Origin of the sequence: Pseudomonas sp. ABFPK, from assembly GCF_001586765.1 — a bacterium.
GTDB lineage: Bacteria > Pseudomonadota > Gammaproteobacteria > Pseudomonadales > Pseudomonadaceae > Aquipseudomonas > Aquipseudomonas asiatica.
The window spans coordinates 43,324-64,258 of the sequence record NZ_LQXW01000089.1; the positions used below are offsets into that span (position 1 = coordinate 43,324).

Here is a 20,935-nt window from a genome sequence, read left to right on the forward strand (position 1 = left end):
GGCCGCTCCTGCAAAGAGTGAGCAGGTTTACTGGCTGATCGTATCTGCCAGCAACAGCCTGGCAATCACCCCCTCAAGGACATCCACCTGCTCAAGGATGTCATAGTGCCCGGCGTCAACAGCAATGTCCTGGCAGCTACCCGAGATGCCACCCACGTGCGCGCCCTCCCCCGCCCACCAGCAACTTGCCGCTGCCTCGGTAGACGGTAGCTGGCGCAACTGACGCGAAAGCGCCTTGAGTTTCATGGCCACGACAAAGGTCTGCGCCAGATCAGCGTTGCCGATTTCGGCATAGGCCGACTGTGCAACCTGTGCGGCCCGTGCCGTTTCGATCACGCGCTCCAGGGCATCCTGAGTACTGCCGACCGGCACGACCGGCAGCACCAGTGCATCGGCCGAAACCCCGAGAATCACCGCCAGGAAGCCACGCAGGTCAGCGCTCCAGTCACTTTCCTGCACGGCTTGCCTGGCCGAGGGTACGAAGCTGTCCACCAAGGCCAGCACCGCAACCCGCTGCCCCTGGCTTTCCAACTCCTTGGCCACCAACACCGCCAGGGTGCCGCCCAGCGACCAACCTGCCAGCTGATAAGGGCCTTCGGGTTGCTTCTGGCGAATGTACTGTGCGTAATCGATAGCCATCGTTTCCAGCGAATCATCCACCCAGGCGTGATCCAGCAGCATCCGGCATTGCAGGCCATAAACCGTGCAACGGCCTTCCAGCCGGCGCGCCAATGGCTCGTAATCGAACACCGTGCCAAACCCGGCATGCAGGCAGAACAGCGGTGTACTCGCGCTCACTCGGCTGTTCAGCAACAACAGCGGGTCCAGGCTGGCATCGTCGGAGGCATAACCCGACAACTCGGCGATGGTCGGCCGGGCAATCACATCACGCAGTTTCAGTTCGATCGGCAAATCCTCACGGGCACGGACCTTGGACAGCATCTTCAGCACGCGCAGCGAGTCACCACCCAGTTCGAAGAAGTTGTCATCGACACCGACCTGCTCGACTTGCAGCACTTCCTGCCAGATCGCTGCCAGCGCCTGCTCGATTGCATTACGCGGGGCAACCCATGCCCGGCCTGCGGCAAACTCGGGTGCCGGCAGGCCATTGCGGTCGATCTTGCCATTGGGTGTGAGCGGCAACGCCGGCATCAGTACAAGCTGTGCCGGCACCATGTGATCCGGCAGGTCGGCGCGCAGGGCATCACGTAATTGCTCGGCGCGGGTATCGGCATTGTCCGTCACCACGTAACCGATCAGTTGCTTGCCCGTGCTGATGTCACGCGCCACCACCACGGCATCGCGCACGCCAGCCAGGTTGCGCAGGCGTGCCTCGATTTCTCCCGGTTCGATGCGGAATCCGCGAATCTTCAGCTGGTTGTCCAGGCGCCCGAGGAAGTCGATGACGCCATCGGCGCGGCGACGCACCCGGTCACCGGTGCGGTACAGGCGGCCACCCGGGGCAAACGGGTCGGCCACGAAGCGCTCGGCCGTGAGTGCGGCCCGCTGGTGATAGCCACGCGCCACGCCCTCTCCGCCGATGTAAAGCTCACCGGCCACACCATCGGGCAGCGGGTTGAGGTGCGGGTCCAGTACGTGCAGCGTGCGCTCGCCCACGCGGTCACCAATCGGCGCGTACACAGCCTCACAGGTTCGTTGCACCGGCACTTTCCACAGCAAAGGCGTAACCACGGTTTCCGTCGGCCCATAGCCGTTGGTCAACCAGCGCGGACGCAGCGTGCGCTTGACGTGCTCGAACAGGGCGTCCGGTACCGCATCGCCGCCAAAGCAGTACACCCGCACCGCTGGCGCGGGCTGCTGCTGGCTATCGGCGAATTCGGCCAACTGTTGCAGGTAGGCCGGCGGGAAGCAGGCGATATCGATACGCTGGGCATGCAAGGTCTGCCAGGTTTCTTCTGCCGTCCATAGCCGGTTGTCACGCACCACCAGGCAACCACCCGAGGACAACGTCGACAGCCAGCGCTCCTGGGCCCCGTCGAAGGCGAACGACATGAACAGCAGCTCGCGGGTCTGCAGGTCCATCTCGTACAGCCCGACTATGGCCTGGCAGTGCATGCGAATCTGGCCGTGGCTCACCGCCACACCTTTGGGCTTGCCGGTAGAACCAGACGTGTAGATCAGATAAGCCAGGTTATCCGCGCACGCGCGCTGTTCAGGTGCAGTAGCAGGCAGATGGTCCAGCGCTTGCTGGTCGAGCTCGACGCACCGCGCTACCTGGGTAAAGCGCTGGCGCAAGCCACTGCTGGTGACCAGCAGGTGCATTGCCGAGTCCTCGACGATCCACTGCAGGCGCTCTTGTGGGTAGTCGATATCCAATGGCACATAAGCTGCGCCGGTCTTCATCACCGCCAGGAAGGCCACGATCACCTCCACCGACCGCTCCAGGGCAATACCCACGCAGCTTTCCGGGCGCACGCCCTGCGCGATCAGATGGTGAGCAAGGCGGTTGGCGCGCGCATCCAGCTGGGCATAGGTCAACTGTTGGCCGCCGCAGACTACCGCCATGGCCTCGCCACGCTCACGGGCATGCCCGGCGACACGCTCGGCGAGCAGCGGCTGCTCGCGCCCAGGTGCCGCAAGCTGGTTGCGCAGGTCGGCGTGCCTTGCCTGCGCCGGCGTCAGCATGCCCAGGCTGCCCAGCGTGGCCTGGGGATTGTCCAGCATGGCGCTCAGCAGGCTTTCGAAACTGCCGCGCAGGCACTCGACAGCGGCTTCGGTAAAGCGGTTGCGCAGGTACAGGAACTCTACCGAAAAGGTTTCGCCCAATTGCACGGCCAGGTCCATGGCATAGTTGGTGACGTCGCGGTTACGTACTTCGCCAAAGCGCAACGTTCCGCCGCCGCCCTCGCGCAGGCGGTCGTCAACCGGGTAGTTCTCGAACACCACAATGCTGTCGAACAGCGCCTGCCCTGGCCGCCCGGCCCAGCGTTGCACATCGGCCAGCGCTGCATGCTCGTGGTCGCGCAGTTCCAGGTTGTAGTGCTGCAGCTGGTGCAGCCAGTCGCTGACAATGTGCTGGGGTTGCGGCGCCTGCACCACCGGTAGCGTGTTGATGAACAGCCCCAGCATCTCGCCTGCACCGGCCAGGCTGCTGGGGCGCCCGGCCACTGTGGCGCCGAAGCACACGCTGGCCTGGCCGGTGTAGCGTTGCAGCAGCAACAGCCAGGTGGCCTGGACCAGGGTATTGGGCGTAACCCTCAGGCGCCGGGCCTGGTCACGCAGGTGTTGCGTGCGCTGCGCATCCCAATGCAGGTACAGCGCATGGTGCCCGACAAGCTTGCCGTCCGCCTGCGGTGCAACACTGTCGGCCAACAGCGTCGGCCCCTCCAGGGCACGCAGCTTCTCGCTCCAGAACTGCTCCAGCTTGCCCATCGGCTGCTCGGCGAGCCAACGGATGTAGTCACCGAAGCGCCCCCCCGCATGGCTGGCGGGCCGGCCGTGATAAACCTGCAACACCTCGCCCAGCAACCGTGAATTGCTCCAGCCATCCATGAGGATGTGGTGGCGCGACCAGATCAGGTGCAGGCGTTGCTCATCCACTCGAACCAGTGTCAGGCGCATCAGGGGGGCACACGCCAGGTCGAAGCCTTCGGCGGCCTCTTCGGCTGCCAGCGCCTGCAAGGCGTCGCTGGTCACCTCACGCCCACGCCAGTCGAGCACGCGCAGCGGCAGGCTGGCCTGACGCTGAACCACCTGCAAGGGCTCCGCCCACCGGGCCGATGACAGGAAGACCGTGCGCAGGATGTCGTGGCTGGCGATCACCTGGTTCCAGGCCGCGACGAAGCGGTCTATGTCCAGGCCGTGCACATCGACCGCAGTCTGGTTGATGTACAGCGCGGCGTCGCTCTCCTGCAGGGTATGGAACAGCATGCCCTGTTGCATCGGCGACAGCGGGTAGATATCGGCAATCTGAGCAGCAGGTACCGGCACGTCGTCCAGTTGCGCCTGGTTCAGACGGGCCAAGGGGAAGTCCGATGGCGTGAGGCCTTGGGTGTCATCCTGGCAGCAATGGTTGATCAAGGCCTTGAGTTCTTCTGCATAGGCATCGGCCAGTTGCTGGATGGTCGAGGTATCGAAGACTTCACGGCTGAACGTCCAGCCCAGTGTCAGCTCGCCGCCGTACACCTGGCCATTGAGCGCCAGCAGGCTGCTCAATGGCGCATCCTCATCCTGGTTCAGCCCGGCATTCTCGCTGGCCGGTCTGAACAGGCTCGCCTGCTGGTCGAAGCTGCCATCGAACTGCCCCAGGTAGTTGAAGATGATCGCCCCCTGGGCCAGCGCCGCCAACGTCTGCCGAGCTTCACCAGCCCCCAGGTAACGCAGCACACCATAGCCAAGACCCTTGTGGGGCACCGCGCGCAGTTGCTCCTTGATGGTCTTGATCGAGCTGGCCAGCTCGGGCTGAGGGCTGAGGTTGACCGGGTACATGCTGGTGAACCAACCCACCGTGCGGCTCAGGTCGATACCGTCGAACAGTTCCTCGCGGCCATGGCCTTCCAGGCGCACCAGTACCCGCGGCTGCGCGGTCCAACGGCTGACCACACGGGCCAATGCCGTCAACAACAGGTCGTTGATCTGCGTGCGATAGGCTGCCGGTGCCTGCTGCAACAGCTTGCGGGTCCAGAGCGGGTCCAGGCGAGTGCTGACCGACGTTGCATGCTTCTGCAGGTTTTCGCCCTGGGGATGATCGCAAGGCAAAGCATCGCTGGCGCCTTGCAGTTGATCACGCCAGTAGTGCAGTTCATGTTGCAGTGCCTGGCTGCTGGCATAGGCCTGCAGCTGTTCGGCCCAGACCTTGAACGCGCTGGTCTTGGCCGGCAACTTCAACGGCTGGCCGAGGGCAAGCGCCTGGTAGGCCTGTTGCAGGTCTTCCAGCAGGATCCGCCATGACACGCCATCGACCACCAGATGATGAATGATCAGCAGCAGCCGCTGGCTGCCGTCTGCCAGCGTTGCCAGCACGGCGCGCAACAGCGGCCCCTGAGCCAGGTTCAGGCTGCGCTGGGCCTGATCGGCCAAGCGTTCCAGCGCCTCGGCATCAACGCATTCGCGTACCCACAGCAGCTCGGTCGATACCGGCGCGCCGATCGTGGCCTGCCAGCGCCCGGCACTCTGCCAGGCATTGAGCCGCAGCAGGTCGTGATGGGCATGCAGGTTGCCCAGCGCCATGCTCAACAGCTGCGCATCCAGTGCCTCACCGGGCTCGAGCAACACCGACTGGTTCCAGTGGTCACGTGCTACAAGCGCTTGCTCGAAGAACCAGTGCTGCACCGGAACAAGTGGCAGAGGCCCGGTGACCACGCCCTGCTCCAGCGCTTGTGCTTCGCTGCGCCGGGCAACCGAGGCCAGCCCCTGCACGGTCTGATGCTGCAGCAACTCCTTGGGCGTGAACTGGATATCCACCTGGCGCGCACGGCTGACCACCTGCAACGAGATGATCGAATCGCCGCCCAGTTCGAAGAAGTTGTCGGTCAGGCCCACCTTTTCCAGCTTCAACACATCCGCCCAGATCGCCGCGATCTGCTGTTCCAGATCGCTCCGCGGCGCAACGTACTCGCTCTGCAACTGGCTGGCATCCGGCTGCGGCAGGGCCTTGCGGTCCAACTTGCCGTTCGGCGTCACCGGCAGCTTGCCGAGCAGCAGCAGGTGCGCCGGCACCATGTAATCCGGCAAACCGGCCTTGAGCGCCTCGCGCAGGCTATCGCGCAATGCGCCTTCGTCTTGCGTGCTGTCGGCAGGCACCACATAACCCACCAGCTGCTTGCCGCTTGGCCCGTCCTGGGCCAGCACCACGGCTTCCTGCACACTCGGCAGCTCCAATAGACGCGCCTCGATCTCGCCCAGCTCGATGCGCAGGCCGCGGATCTTCACCTGGTGGTCGATGCGCCCGGCGTAGTCGATCACCCCATCGGCGCGGTAGCGCGCCAGGTCGCCGGTGCGGTACAGGCGCCCGCCGCTGTCGCTGAACGGGTCCGGCACGAAGCGTTCGGCGGTCAGCGCCGGGCGTTGGTGGTAACCACGGGCCAGGCCGACACCACCGAGGTACAGCTCGCCGGCACTGCCGCGCACCGCCGGTTGCAGGCTGCCTTCGAGGATGTGGGTCTTGAGGTTGTCGATCGGCTGGCCGATCGGCACGCTGATGCTTTCGTCCGGCTGGCAGGTCCAGTGGGTCACGTCGATCGCCGCTTCGGTCGGGCCGTACAGGTTGTACAGGCCCGCCGCCGGCAGGCGTTGCAGGGTCTGGCGGGCCAGTTCGGCCGGCAACGCTTCACCGCTGCACACCACGCGCTTGAGGCTGACGCAGCTTTCGACCGCTTCATGGGTCATGAACGCCTGCAGCATCGACGGCACGAAGTGCAGCGTGCTGATGCCGTGGTGGTTGATGGTTTCGACCAGCAGCTGCGGGTCGCGGTGTGCGCCGGGCTGGGCCATGACCAGGCGCGCGCCGGTCATCAGCGGCCAGAAGAACTCCCACACCGACACGTCGAAGCTGAACGGGGTTTTCTGCAGCACGCTGTCGCTGGCGTCCAGCCCGTAGGCCTTCTGCATCCAGCACAGGCGGTTGACCAGCGCCTGATGGCTGTTGCCAGCGCCCTTCGGGCGACCAGTGGAGCCGGAGGTGTAGATCACGTAGGCGAGGTTCAGCGGGGCCACGTCGATGTTCGGGTTGGCATCGCTGTAGCCATCGAAGTTCTCGGTGTCCAGGTCCAGGCTGCGCAGGCCGGCCGGGATCGGCAGGGCTTCATGCAGGTGCGACTGGGTCAGCAGCAAGGCGATGCCGCTGTCCTCGAACATGTAGCTCAGGCGATCCTGGGGGTATTCCGGGTCCAGCGGCACATAGGCGCCGCCGGCCTTCACGATGCCGAGCAAACCGATGACCATCTCCAGGCTGCGCTCCATGGCGATGCCCACCAGCACATCCGGCCCCACGCCCTGCTCGCGCAGCTTGTGCGCCAGCCGGTTGCTACGGCGGTTGAGCTCGGCATAGCTCAGGGTCTGCTGGCCAAAGGTCAGCGCCGGGGCATCCGGGGTGGCGAGTACCTGGGCTTCGACCAGCTGGTGGATGCTGGTTTCGCCTGGGTAATCGGTTTGCGTGGCATTCCAGCCATGCACGATCTGCTGCCGCTCCCCGTCATCCAGCAATGGCAGCTCAGCCACTCGCTGGCCTGGGTTGCCGACGATGCCCTGTAGCAGGTTCAGCCAGTGCCGCGCCATCTGCTGTATGGTCGAGGCATCGAACAGGTCGGTTGCAAAGGTCAGCGTGGCGCTGATGCCCAGCTCATGTTCGAAGCTGTCCAGCGTGAGGTCGAACTGCGCCGCGTGCACGTTCCATTGCAGGCTCTCCACCTCCAGGCCGGGCAAGCTGCGGCGCTCGCCCTTGCCCCGGGTCTGGTGGTTGTACATCACCTGGAACAACGGGCTGTGGCTCAGGCTGCGTTCAGGCTGCAAGGCATCGACCAGCTGTTCGAATGGCAGGTCCTGATGCACCTGCGCGCCCAAGGCTCGTTGCCGCACTTGCGCCAACAGCTCGGTGAAGGTCAGCTGCGTATCGAACTCGGCACGCATCACCTGGGTATTGACGAAAAAGCCGATCAGCCGCTCGGTCTCTACGCGGTTACGGTTGGCGATGGGCACGCCCACGCGCACATCGGCCTGCCCAGAGTAGCGGTGCAACAGTACCTGGAAACTCGCCAGCAGCAGCATGAAGGGTGTCGCCCCCTGGTGCTGCGCCAGCTGTTTGAGTGACTGGCTCAACGCTTCGCCCAGGTCAACGTCGATCCGCTCACCGCGGTAGCTTTGCAGCGCCGGGCGTGGCCTGTCGGTGGTCAGTTCCAGCACCGGGTGGTCGTCGCCCAGCTGCGCCATCCAGTACGCCAGCTGACGCTCACGCTCGCCGGCGTCCATCCAGGCACGCTGCCAGATCGCATAATCGGCGTACTGGATCGGCAGTTCGGCCAGCGCCACCTCCCGACCTTGGCTATAGCCCTCATAAAGCTGCACCAACTCATCGATGAGCAAGGGCATCGACCAGCCATCGGCGACGATATGGTGCAAGGTGAGCACCAGCACGTGCTCGTCCTGCGCCAGTTCCAGCAGTTTCACCCGCAGCAGCGGCCCATGGACCAGATCGAACGGCTGCTGGACCTCAAGCGCGACCTGCGCCTGCAGAACATGCTCCTCCACGGCCCCCAAGGCCTGGCGGGCCAGCTGGAAAGGCTGGTTCGGGTGGATGACCTGCATCAGCTGGCCATCTTCCTCGGCAATGGTCGTGCGCAAGGCTTCATGACGCTGGATCAGCGTCGCGAAGCTGCGCTGCAGGGCTGCCAGGTCGAGCTGCCCCCTGAACCTGAGCGCGGTCGGAATGTTGTAGGCCGAGCCGGTGGGCTCCAGCTGCCAGAGAAACCACTGGCGTTGCTGGGCATAGGACAGCACAGGGCGTTCGACATCGTGCCTGGCCACCGGGATGGGCAGTTGCGCGAGCGTGACGCCCTTGGACGCCAGTTTTTCGAGAAACAGCTTCTGCTGCGCCAGGGGCAGACGGATAAAGCGATAAACCAGGTCTGCGTTTCTGTTGTCCATGTGCATCTCAAACCGCCTCGAGCTCTGCCATGAAGTCCTGGAGCTCATCCAGGTCTCCGTCGTTTCGGGTACCGAGACTGCCGACCTCTTGTGCAAAGGCCTTCAGGTTCTCTGTCTGGAACAACAACGCGAGTGGCAGGTTCGTACCCAGTTCGATCTGCAGTCGTGCTACCGCCTGGGTTGCCAGCAAGGAGTGGCCCCCCAGCTCGAAGAAGTTGTCGGTAAGAGATACGTTTTCCAGGCCAAGAACTTCAGCCCATACCGCTGCGATCCGCCGCTCCAGCTCCGTTTCCGGCGCCACATGGGCCGCCCGGCGCGGGTTGCCGTCAGGCTGTGGCAAGGCCTTGCGGTCCAGCTTGCCGTTCGGTGTCAGTGGCAGGCGTTCCAACAGCAACAGGTGCGCGGGCACCATGTAGTCCGGCAGGCTGGCCTTCAGCCTGGCGCGAAGGGTGTCAAGCAACGCCGCCCGGGCTTCCTTGCTGGCAACCGACGCTGCATCGGCTGGCACCACGTAGCCCAGCAGTTGCTTGCCGCCCGGCGCATCCAGTGCCAGTACCACGGCTTCGCGGACTGCGTCCTGTTGTTGCAGGCGCGCCTCGATCTCGCCGAGTTCGATACGGAAGCCGCGAATCTTCACCTGATGGTCGATACGCCCGGCATATTCGATGACCCCGTCGGCGTCATAGCGCGCCAGGTCGCCGGTGCGATACAGCCGGCCACCCTGCCCACCGAACGGGTCGGGGATGAAGCGTTCGGCGGTAAGCACAGGGCGCGCCAGGTAACCACGCGCCAGGCCCGCACCCGCCATGTACAGCTCCCCCACCACCCCTACCGGCAGCGGCGTTCCGTCCTCGCTCAACAGGTACACGGCACTGTTGGAAAGCGGCCGGCCGATATTGGCCTGGCCACCTTGGGTGCGCAGGGTGAAGGTCGAGTAGGTGGTGTCCTCCGAAGGCCCGTACAGGTCGTACACCTTGAGCACATGGCCAGTGCCGTACAGCGCGTCGACCAGCCCCTGCTTGAGGGCCTCCCCCGCCAGGTTGATGATGCGTACACCGGACGGCAGCTGGCCGGTTTCATGCAGCACCTTGATGGCCGATGGCACCGTGTTGACCAGGCGTACCTGGTCTTTGGCCGGCAGGTGCGGCAGCTCCAGGGCATTGGCCGCCAGTACCGCATAGCCACCCGAGCCCAGGGTCACGAACAGCTCCCAGACCGACAGGTCGAAACAGATCGATGTGGACGCCAACACGCCGCACAGGTCCTGCTGGCTGTACACCGACTGCGCCCAGCCGATCATTGCCACGGCATTGCGATGCTCGATCTGGACGCCCTTGGGTTTGCCGGTGGAGCCTGAGGTGTAGATGCAGTACGCCAGGTTGTCCGGCGTGCTCACGCACACCGGGTCGGCCGCTTCGTAGCCGTCGAGCAGCAATTGGTCCACCAGCAGCGTGCGCGCCTGGAAGCTGGCCGGCACACGCTCCAGCAGGTGCGACTGCGACAGCAGCAGGATCGACTGGCTGTCTTCGAGCATGTACACCAGGCGGTCCTGCGGGTAGCCAGGATCGAGCGGCACGTAAGCGCCGCCCGCCTTGAGAATGGCCATCAGCGCGACCACCATGTCCAGGCCACGCTCCATGGCGACACCTACCAGCACCTCCGGGCCCACGCCAGCCTCGCGCAGTTTGTGGGCAAGCTGGTTGGCCCGTACATTGAGCGCGGCATACGTGAGCGTCTGCTCGCCGTGGATAAGTGCCACTGCACCTGGCGCAGCAACCACCTGCGCCTCGAACAGCTGATGGATACAGCGGTCGGCCGGGTAACTGGCCGCCGTGCGGTTCCATTCCTGCACGATACGCTGATGCTGCGCGGTATCGAGCAGCGGCAGGTCGCCGAGTGCAGCACACGGGTCACTCACCAGGGCGTCAAGCAGCGTTCCGAAGTGATGGGCCAACTGCTCGATCGCCTCGCTGCTCCAGTGCGCACGGTCATGCCGGTACTGGATAGCCAGGCTGTCGCCAAGGCTCACCAGCACGGTCAGCGGATAGTTGGTCTGCTCGCGCACCTGCACTGGGCCAAACTGCAAGCCACTCGGTGCACCCTGCCGAAGGGCCTCGGACACCGGGTAACTTTCGAACACCACCAGGCTGTCGAACAGGGCTTCACCGCCAAGCCCGGCCCAGCGCTGCACATCGTACAGCGGCGTATGTTCGTATTCACGCATGGCCAGGTTGCTGGCCTGCACCTGCCCGATCCATTGCGCGACGCTCTGTTCGCCTTGCGGTGTTCCCACCACCGGCAGGGTGTTGATGAACAAGCCAATCTGCGCCTCCACGCCCGCCAGCTCCGCTGGCCGGCCGGCGACCGTGGCCCCGAAGCAGACCGACGACTGCCCGGTATAGCGCTGCAACAGCAACAGCCAGGTAGCCTGTACCAAGGTGTTGACGGTGACACGCTGGGCACGGGCAAAGGCTTCGACCCGCTCGGTACGCCCTGCATCGAATACCTGGTGATGAACGTGATGGCCATGGCCATCAGGCTCACCATTGCGCACGGCCTGGGCCAGGCGCGTCGGCTCGTTGAAGCTGGCCATCTGGCCCTGCCAGAACCGTTCTGCCGCCGCCCCATCCTGGCGCTGCAACCAGGCGATGTAGTCACGGTAGCTGCCCGCCGCTGCCACCACAGGTTTACCGGCATGACGCTGCAACACCTCACCCAGCAACTGCGAGGTGCTCCAGCCATCCATCAGGATGTGATGGCAGGTGAAGATCAGGTGGTGACGTGCCTGCGCCGTACGCACCAGCGCCAGGCGCAACAAGGGTGCCTCGACCAGGTCGAAGCCACGCTGCCGGTCGGCATCCGCCAGGCTGTCCAGCGCCCGCGCCAGCTCATCCTCGGTACGCCAGTCATATTCGCTGAACGGCAGTGTCACCTGCTTGCGCACGACCTGCACCGCCTGGCCCAGGTCCCCCTGCCAGATGAAGCTGCTGCGCAGGATTTCGTGGGTCTGCAAGGCAGCATCCCAGGCCTGCCGGAAGGCTTGTACATCCAGGCCATCCACATCCACGCGCATCTGGTTGATGTAGTTGCCGCTGCCTTGCTCGTAGATGCTGTGGAACAGCATGCCCTGCTGCATCGGCGACAGCGGGTAGACGTCGGCGATCTGCGACACGGCAACCGGCAGCTGGTCGAGCTGCGCCTGGGTCAGGTCGGCCAACGGGAAGTCGGACGGGGTCAGGCCGCGATGTCCACCCTCACAGCAATGCTCGATTATTTCAGCCAAGACCTGCTGGTAAGCCTGCGCCAGCAGCTCGATGGTTTCGCGGCAATGAATGTCCTGGCTGAAGGTCCACTCCAGGCGTAGCTCGCCGCCATATACCTGACCGTTGACGGTCAACAGGCTGGCCAACGGTGCTTCGGCATCCTGCCTGGCGCCATCGTTCTCCATGGCGGGGGTGAACAGACCTGCTTCGCCATCGAAGCTGCCGTCGAACTGCCCGAGGTAGTTGAAGACGATCTGGCCTTCAGGCAATGCTGCAAGGGCCTCGCGGCTCGCGGCATCACCGAGGTAGCGCAGCACGCCATAGCCCAGGCCTTTGTCAGGCACGGCGCGCAGCTGTTCCTTGATGGTCTTGATCGAACTTGCCAGGTCTGCCTGCGGGCTCAGCTTTACCGGGTACAGGCTGGTGAACCAGCCCACCGTACGCGTCAGGTCGATACCCGCGAACAGGTCTTCACGGCCATGCCCTTCCAGGCGCACCAGCACTTCGGGCTGGCCGCTCCAGCGGCCAACTGCTTGCGCCAGGGCCGTCAGCAGCAGGTCCATGATCTGCGTGCGATAAGCCACCGAGCAATCCTGCAACAGCCGTCGGGTGCTTGCCACGTCGAGGCGCGTGCTGACCGAAGCCGCATGCTTCAGTTGCCGGCTGCCTTGCGGGTTGTCGCAGGGCAGCATTTCGCTGGCCCCTTGCAACTGCCCCTGCCAGTAGCCCAGTTGCTGTTGCAATGCGGGCGCGGCGGCATAGGTTTGCAAACGCTCGGCCCAGGCTTTGTACGAAGTGGTCTTGGCCGGAAGCTGCAGTGGCTGCCCGGCAGCAAGGGTCTGGTAGGCCTGCTGCAGGTCTTCCAGCAGCACACGCCACGACACACCGTCTACCGCCAGGTGATGGATGACCAAAAGCAGTCGCTGGCTACCGTCAGGCAGCGCAGCGAGCATGGCACGCATCAACGGCCCGTGCTCGAGGTCAAGGCTGCGCTGGGCTTCAGTGGCGGCTTGCTGCAACTGCTCGACGCTGGCGAAATCGCGATGCCACAGCAACTGGGAGTAGCCCGCATCGGCAAATTCAGCCTGCCAGCCCACCCCATGGCCGAACACGCGCAAACGCAGGGCATCGTGATGTTCGAGCAATGCCTGCAATGCCGCATCGAGCGTCGCCGGGTCCAGCGTTTCACCCGGCGTGAGCAGCACCGACTGGTTCCAGTGATGGCGCACGACAACGGGCTGCTCGAAGAACCAGTGCTGGATCGGCGTGAGCGGCGTCACGCCCGTTACCGCACCCTGATCGATCGATACACTGCCGCCGCGGTTGGCGAGCCGGGCCAGTGCCTGCACCGTCTGGGCCTCGAACAGGTCCTTGGGCGTGAACTGGATATCCACCTGGCGCGCACGGCTGACCACCTGCAACGAGATGATCGAATCGCCGCCCAGTTCGAAGAAGTTATCGGTCAGGCCGACCTTCTCCAGCTTCAGCACATCCGCCCAGATCGCCGCGATCTGCTGTTCCAGATCACTCTGCGGCGCGATGTACTCGCCCTGCGACTGGCTGACATCCGGCTGCGGCAGGGCCTTGCGGTCCAGCTTGCCGTTCGGCGTCACCGGCAGCTTGCCGAGCAGCAGCAGGTGCGCCGGCACCATGTAATCCGGCAAACCGGCCTTGAGCGCCTCGCGCAGGCTGTCGCGCAATGCGCCTTCGTCTTGCGTACTGTCGGCGGGCACCACATAGCCCACCAGCTGCTTGCCGCTTGGCCCGTCCTGGGCCAGCACCACGGCTTCCTGCACACTCGGCAGCTCCAATAGACGCGCCTCAATCTCGCCCAGCTCGATGCGCAGGCCGCGGATCTTCACCTGGTGGTCGATGCGCCCGGCGTAGTCGATCACGCCATCGGCGCGGTAGCGCGCCAGGTCGCCGGTGCGGTACAGGCGCCCGCCGTTGTCGCTGAACGGGTCCGGCACGAAGCGTTCGGCGGTCAGCGCCGGGCGTTGGTAGTAACCACGGGCCAGGCCGACACCACCGAGGTACAGCTCGCCGGCACTGCCGCGCACCGCCGGTTGCAGGCTGCCTTCGAGGATATGGGTCTTGAGGTTGTCGATCGGCTGGCCGATCGGCACGCTGATGCTTTCGTCCGGCTGGCAGGTCCAGTGGGTCACGTCGATCGCCGCTTCGGTCGGGCCGTACAGGTTGTACAGGCCCGCCGCCGGCAGGCGTTGCAGGGCCTGGCGGGCCAGTTCGGCCGGCAACGCTTCACCGCTGCACACCACGCGCTTGAGGCTGACGCAGCTTTCGACCGCTTCGTGGGTCATGAACGCCTGCAGCATCGACGGCACGAAGTGCAGCGTGCTGATGCCGTGGTGGTTGATGGTTTCGACCAGCAACTGCGGGTCGCGGTGTGCGCCGGGCTGGGCCATGACCAGGCGTGCGCCGGTCATCAGCGGCCAGAAGAACTCCCACACCGACACGTCGAAGCTGAACGGGGTTTTCTGCAGCACGCTGTCGCTGGCGTCCAGCCTGTAGGCCTTCTGCATCCAGCACAGCCGGTTGACCAGCGCCTGATGGCTGTTGCCAGCACCTTTCGGGCGACCGGTGGAGCCGGAGGTGTAGATCAGGTAGGCGAGGTTCAGCGGGGCCACGTCGACATCCGGGTTGGCATCGCTGTAGCCGTCGAAGTTCTCGGTGTCCAGGTCCAGGCTGCGCAGGCCGGCCGGGATCGGCAGGGCTTCGTGCAGGTGCGACTGGGTCAGCAGCAAGGCGATGCCGCTGTCCTCGAACATGTAGCTCAGACGGTCATGTGGATACTCAGGATCCAGAGGCACATACGCGCCGCCGGCCTTCACGATACCCAGCAGGCCGACGACCATCTCCAGGCCGCGCTCCATGGCGATGCCCACCAGCACATCCGGGCCCACGCCCTGCTCGCGCAGCTTGTGCGCCAGCTGGTTGCTACGGCGGTTGAGCTCGGCATAGCTCAGGGTCTGCTCGCCAAAGGCCAGCGCCGGGGCATCCGGGGTGGCGAACACCTGCGCCTCGATCAGCTGGTGAATGCTGCGCTCGTCCGGGTACGTCGCCTGGGTTTCGTTCCAGCCTTCGACCATCTGTCGCTGTTCTGGCAGGCCCAGCATTGGCAGCTCGCCAATCACCGCGTCTGCATTCTCCACCAGCGCCTGCAGCAGGTTGGCAAAGTAGCCAGCCAGGCGGCCAATGCTCTCGTCGCTCCACAGCGCACGGTCGTGGCTGTACTGCATCGACAGCGTGGTGCCCAGTTCCACCACCAGGGTCAGCGGGTAGTTGGTCTGCTCCTGCACGGCCACATCGCCGAAGCGCAGGCCACCGGGCGCGCCCTGTTGCAGCGCCTCGGCCACCGGGTAGTTCTCGAACACCAGGATGCTGTCGAACAAGGCGTCACCGCCCTGCCCCGCCCAGCGCTGCACGTCGTACAGCGGGGTGTGCTCGAACTCGCGCACGGCCAGGTTGCCGGCCTGCACCTGGCCGATCCACTCGGCCACGGTCTGCTCGGCACGCGGGGCACCGATCACCGGCAAGGTGTTGATGAACAGGCCGATCTGTTCTTCCACCCCCGGCAGGTCTGCCGGGCGGCCGGCGACAGTGGCGCCGAAGCACACGCTGGCCTGGCCGGTGCAGCGCTGCAACAGCAGCAGCCAGGCCGATTGCACCAGGGTGTTGACCGTGACCCGGTTGGCCCGGGCGAAGGCTTCGATGCGTGCGGTCTGCTCAGGGTCGAAGGCCAGGCGGTGGTCGCCATGGCCGCTACCGCTTGTGCCTGCACTGCCGGCGATGGCCTGGGCCAGGCGGGTCGGCTCGTCCAGGGCCGCAAGCTGGGCTTTCCAGAAGGCTTCGGCAACGGCCGCGTCCTGGCCCTGCAGCCAGGCGATGTAGTCGCGGTAGTGCGTGGCCTGGGCCTGCGGCGCCAGGCCGGCATAGCGCTGGAGCACTTCGCCCAACAGGCGCGAGGTGCTCCAGCCGTCCATCAGGATGTGGTGGTTGGTGTAGATCAGGTGGTGGCGGGTATCGCCCGTGCGTACCAGTACCAGGCGCAGCAGCGGCGCGGCAGCAAGGTCGAAACCGCGCTGGCGCTCACCCTCGGCCAGGGCCTGCAATGCCTGCTCCAACGCCGGCTGGCCACGCCAGTCATGCTCGCTGCACGGCAATTCGACGGCCTTGCGTACCACCTGTACGGCCTGCTCCAGTTCGCCTTGCAAGACGAAACCGCTGCGCAGGATGTCGTGGGCATCGAGCGTGGCCTGCCACGCCTGGCGGAACCGCTGCACATCCAGCCCCTCCACATCCACGCGCAGCTGGTTGATGTAGTTGCCGGCCTGCTGGTCGTAAAGGGTGTGGAACAACATGCCCTGCTGCATGGGTGACAGCGGGTACACATCGGCGATCTGCCCGGCCTCCAGCGGCAGGCTGTCCAGTTGCGCCTGGGTCAGCGCGGCCAGCGGGAAGTCCGACGGCGTCACGCCCTGGTGCCGCGCATCGCAGCAGTGCTCGACCAGCTCTGCCAAGGCCTGCCCGTAGGCCTGGGCCAGCTTCTCGATGGTGGCCGGGTGATGAACGTCAGCGCTGTAGGTCCACTCCAGGAACAGCTCGCCGCCGTACACCTGGCCGGTGATGCTCAGCCAGTTGCCCAGTTGTGCGCCGGCACATTGGGTACGGCCTGCGCTTTCCCCGCTCGGGGTGAACAGGGCGCCGGCCTCGGCATCGAAGCTGGCATCGAACTGGCCCAGGTAGTTGAAGGTGACACGGGCCTGGGCGGCACGCTCGAGCTGTTCACGCACTTCAGCATCGCCGAAGTAGCGCAGCAGGCCGTAGCCGAGGCCTTTGTCCGGCACGCCGCGCAGTTGTTCCTTGATCGCCTTGATCGACTGGCCAAGGTCCTGGCCGGGTGTGAGGCGCACCGGGAACAGGCTGGTGAACCAGCCCACGGTGCGGCTGAGGTCGAGGTCGTCGAACAGGTCTTCGCGGCCATGGCCCTCCAGCAGTACCTGCACGTTGTCCTGTGAGCTCCACTGGCACAGGGTGCGCGCCAGCGCGGTCAGCAGCAGGTCGTTGATCTGCGTGCGATAGGCCGCCGGGGCCTGTTTCAGCAGCTTGGCGGTGCGCTCGGCATCCAGCCGTGTGGCGGCGGTACGGGCATGGGTGTTGGCCAGGCTGCCCAGCGGGTTGTCACGCGGCAGTTCGGCGTGGTCGCCGGCCAGCGCCTGCAGCCAGTAGTCGCGCTGTGCTTGCAATGCGGGGCTGCCGGCATGGCTGGCCAGGCGCTCGGCCCAGGCCTTCACCGAGGTGGTCTTGGCGGGCAGGCTCACGGCCTGGCCGTTCAGCAATTGCCGGTAGGCCGCTTGCAGGTCTTCCAGCAACACCCGCCACGACACACCGTCGACCACCAGGTGATGGACCACCAGCAGCAGGCGCTGCTGGCCATCGGCGAAATCGAACAGTTCGGCACGCAGCAGCGGCCCGTGCTGCAAGTTCAGGCTGGCCTGCACCTGGTTGCCGGCGGCGTCCAGTTCACTCAGTACTGCCAGGTTGCGCTGGTGCAGCAGTGGTGCATTGTCCAGCGGCTGGAAGCGCGCCTGCCACTGGCTTTCGCCACGGCTGAAGCGCAGGCGCAGGGCATCGTGCTGCTCGACCACGGCGCGCAGGGCTGCCTCCAGGTGTTGCACCTGCACCGGGCCGGCCGGCTTGAGCAGCACCGACTGGTTCCAATGCGCCGGCTGGGTGATCTCCATCTCGAAGAAACGCGCCTGGGCCGGCAGCAATGCCAACTCGCCGCTGGTGGCGGTGTCCACGGCTGCGGGCGCAACCGCTTGCTTGGCCTCGATGCGCTTGGCTACCTGGGCCAGCTGGGCGATGGTCTGTTGTTCGAACAACTGCTTGGGGGTGATCCGGATGCCCTGGCGTTTGGCCCGGGCGATGATCTGCAGGCTGAGGATCGAGTCGCCGCCCAGTTCGAAGAAGTTGTCGGTGCTGCCGACCTGCTCCAGCTTGAGCACATCGGCCCACACTGCGGCCAGTTTCTCCTCGATATCGCCTTGTGACGCCACATAGCCACGGCTGACCGCGCCCGGTGCCGGCAAGGCACGCTTGTCGAGCTTGCCATTGGCGGTCAGTGGCAGGCGCTCCAGCAGCAGTATCTGCGCCGGCACCAGGTAGTCCGGCAGGCGTGCCTGCAATTGCGCCTGCAGTTGCTGCACGGTCACGCCTGCGTCTGCCACCCCGTAGGCCACCAGCTGCAAGCGCTCGGCATCGCCCTCCAGTGGCAAGGCCAGTACCACGGCCTCGTTGATACCAGGCAGGCCGGCCAGCACCCGGCCGACTTCACCTGGCTCCACGCGATAGCCACGGATCTTCACCTGGTCGTCGGCACGGCCGATGAACTCGACCAGGCCATCGGCAGTCAGCCGCGCGCGGTCGCCGGTGCGGTACAGGCGGGCACCACCCTCGGTCGGCACGAAGCGTTCGGCGGTCAATGCGGGCTGGCCCAGGTAGCCCTGGGCGACGCCTTGCCCGCCCAGGTAAAGCTCACCGGGCACCTGCGCCGCCAACGGGTTGAGGTAGCCGTCCAGCACCTGGGCGCAGCCATTGCCCAGCGGGCGCCCGACCGGCACCGTGCGGCAACCTGGCAGCGGCAGCCCCGGCTCGAAGGTGAGCACGCCGACAGTGGTTTCGGTCGGGCCATAGTGGTTGATGACCCGGCAGGCCGGGCGCAGTTCGCGGATTTTTTCCAACAGGCCCCAGCTGCATGCCTCACCACCCAGGATCAACGCCTCGGTGGGCAGCACATCGGCGGCGCGGGCCGCTTGCAGCAAACCTTGCAGGTGGCTCGGCACCAGTTTGAGCACGCCGACCTGGTGCTGCGCCATGTAGCTGGCGAAGCCATCCGGGTCGAACGCAAGTTCCTGTGGCAACAGGTGCAGCAGGCGGCCCGAGGCCAGGGCACCGAACAGCACGGTGTGGCCCAGGTCGGCCGCGGTGGTGGACACCATCGCCATGCTCGCTGCGGCCGGCAGTTGCAGGCGCTCCAGCACCGCCTGGGTGTAACTGGCCAGCGCCCCGTGGCTGACCACCACGCCTTTCGGCTGGCCGGTCGAGCCCGAGGTGTAGATCAGATAGGCCGGTTGTTCGGCGGCGATGGCCATCTCGACCGGGCTGTCGCTGCAGGTTGCCCAGGCGGTGTGATCGCAGGCAATCAGCTGCACACCGTCCAGGCCGGCGAAGCGCCGGTCACCCGGCTCATGCAGCAGTACGGCGGCGCCACTGTCGGCAATCAGTTGTTGCAGGCGCTCCGGCGGCTGCTGGGTGTCCAGCGGCAGGTAGGCGGCGCCGGTCTTGAGCACCGCGAGCAAGGCGCCGACCCACTCGATGGAGCGCGGCAGGCACAGGGCGACGATGCTGCCGGCACCGACGCCGTGCTGACGCAGGTAGTCGGCCAGGCGGTTGGACGCCGCCTCCAGCCCGGCCTGGGTCATGAACCGGTCACCGGCACGCACACCGCCGTGGGCCTGGCCTTGCGCCATTGCCTGGCGCCACAAAGCGAGGAAGTCGCCGTGCGGGTAGGCCTGCGTGGCCGCCGGCAGCAGCGTCGCCACTTGCGGGCTGTCGACGATTGCCTGCTGCGGGTCACTGATCAGCGCATCCAGCACCTGGCGCAGCGAAGCGGCCATGCGTTCGATGGTGGCCTGCTCGAACAGGTCGGTGGCGTAGGTGAAGTAGCCTTCGATGCCGTCGGCCTTGTCGGAGAAGTCGAACGCCAGGTCGAAGCGGGCATCACCGCCGTCACGGGCAAAGCCTTCCACCTCCAGCGCGCCCAGGCGCTTGCGCCCTGCATCGCTGGCGGCCACGTGCTGGTTGATCTTGAACTGGAACAGCGGGTTGTGGGCCAGGTTGCGCTCGGGCAGCAAGGCATCGACCAGGTGCTCGAACGGCAGTTCCTGGTGCGACTGGGCGCCGCCGATCACGTCTTTGACCTGCTCCAGCAGCGCGGCGAAGGTGGCGCGCTCGTCCACCTGCACGCGCAGCACCTGGGTGTTGATGAAGAAGCCGATCAGGCCTTCCAGCTCCTTGCGGTTGCGCCCGGCGTTCGGCGCACCGATGCGGATGTCGGCCTGGCCGCTGTAGCGCGACAGCACCACCGCCATGGCTGCCAGTACCAGCACGAACAACGTGTGGCCACCCTTGCGCGCCTGGCTACGCAGGGCCTCGGCCTGTGCGGCGCCGATATCCACACGCACCACCGCGCCACGCTGGCTGGGTATTGCCGGGCGCTCGAAGTCCAGCGGCAGGCTCAGCACCGGCTGCTCGCTGCCCAACTGGGCCTGCCAGTAGGCCAATTGGCGCTGCGCTTCACCGGCCTCGAGCCAGGCGCGCTGCCAGATGGCGTAGTCGGCGTACTGGATCGGCAAAACCGGCAACTCGGCCTGCCGACCTTCGGCCAGGGCGCTGTACAGCTGGATGAATTCCTGCACCAGCACATCGCTGGACCAGCCGTCCGAGATGATGTGGTGCATGCTCACTGCCAGCACGTGGTGATCGGCGGCCACGCGCAGCAGGGTCACCCTCAGCAGCGGGCCGCTCAGCAGGTCGAAGGGCTGCTTGAGGGCGGCGTCCACGGCCACGCTCAGCGCTGTCTCATCGGCGGCACCGTCGAGCATCAGCAATTCCAGCGCCAGCGGGCAGTGCTCGAGGATTTCCTGGTAGAACTCGCCCTCCTCCGAGGCGAAGCGCGTGCGCAGCGACTCGTGGCGTTGCACCAGCGCATCCAGCGCCTGCTGCAGCACCGCCTGGTCCAGCGCGCCCTTCAGGCGTACCGCCATCGGCACGTTGTAGGCCGGGCTGTCGGGCTCCAGCTGCCAGAGAAACAGCAGGCGTTGCTGGGCGTACGACAGCGGAATACGCGCCAGGCCCTGGCGCGCGGGCACGATGGGCAGCAGGCGGAAGCTCTGCCCGGTGGCCTGCATCTTTTCCAGGATCTGCTGGCGTTGCTCCACGGGGAGGCCAACGAAACGTTGGGCGATGCGTTGTGCGGCAGTGAGTTCCAT

2 protein-coding genes are annotated in these 20,935 nt (G+C 65.8%); both read right to left on the bottom strand.

Annotated features, from left to right (window positions below; genetic code table 11):
• Positions 1–27: 27 nt before the first annotated feature.
• Positions 28–8,580: an amino acid adenylation domain-containing protein gene (locus tag WM94_RS27905; RefSeq protein WP_371264054.1), complete on the bottom strand. Its 8,553-nt coding sequence runs from the start codon at positions 8,578–8,580 to the stop codon at positions 28–30.
• A gap of 28 nt (positions 8,581–8,608) precedes the next feature.
• Entirely contained in the window at positions 8,609–20,935 is a 12,327-nt protein-coding gene (locus WM94_RS27910; protein ID WP_061552651.1) for a non-ribosomal peptide synthetase, read from the bottom strand.

What these genes read in the sequence shown, in the direction of transcription:
- WM94_RS27910 (WP_061552651.1), bottom strand. Translation starts at nt 20,935, where the DNA reads ATGGAACTCACTGCCGCACAACGCATCGCCCAACGTTTCGTTGGCCTC.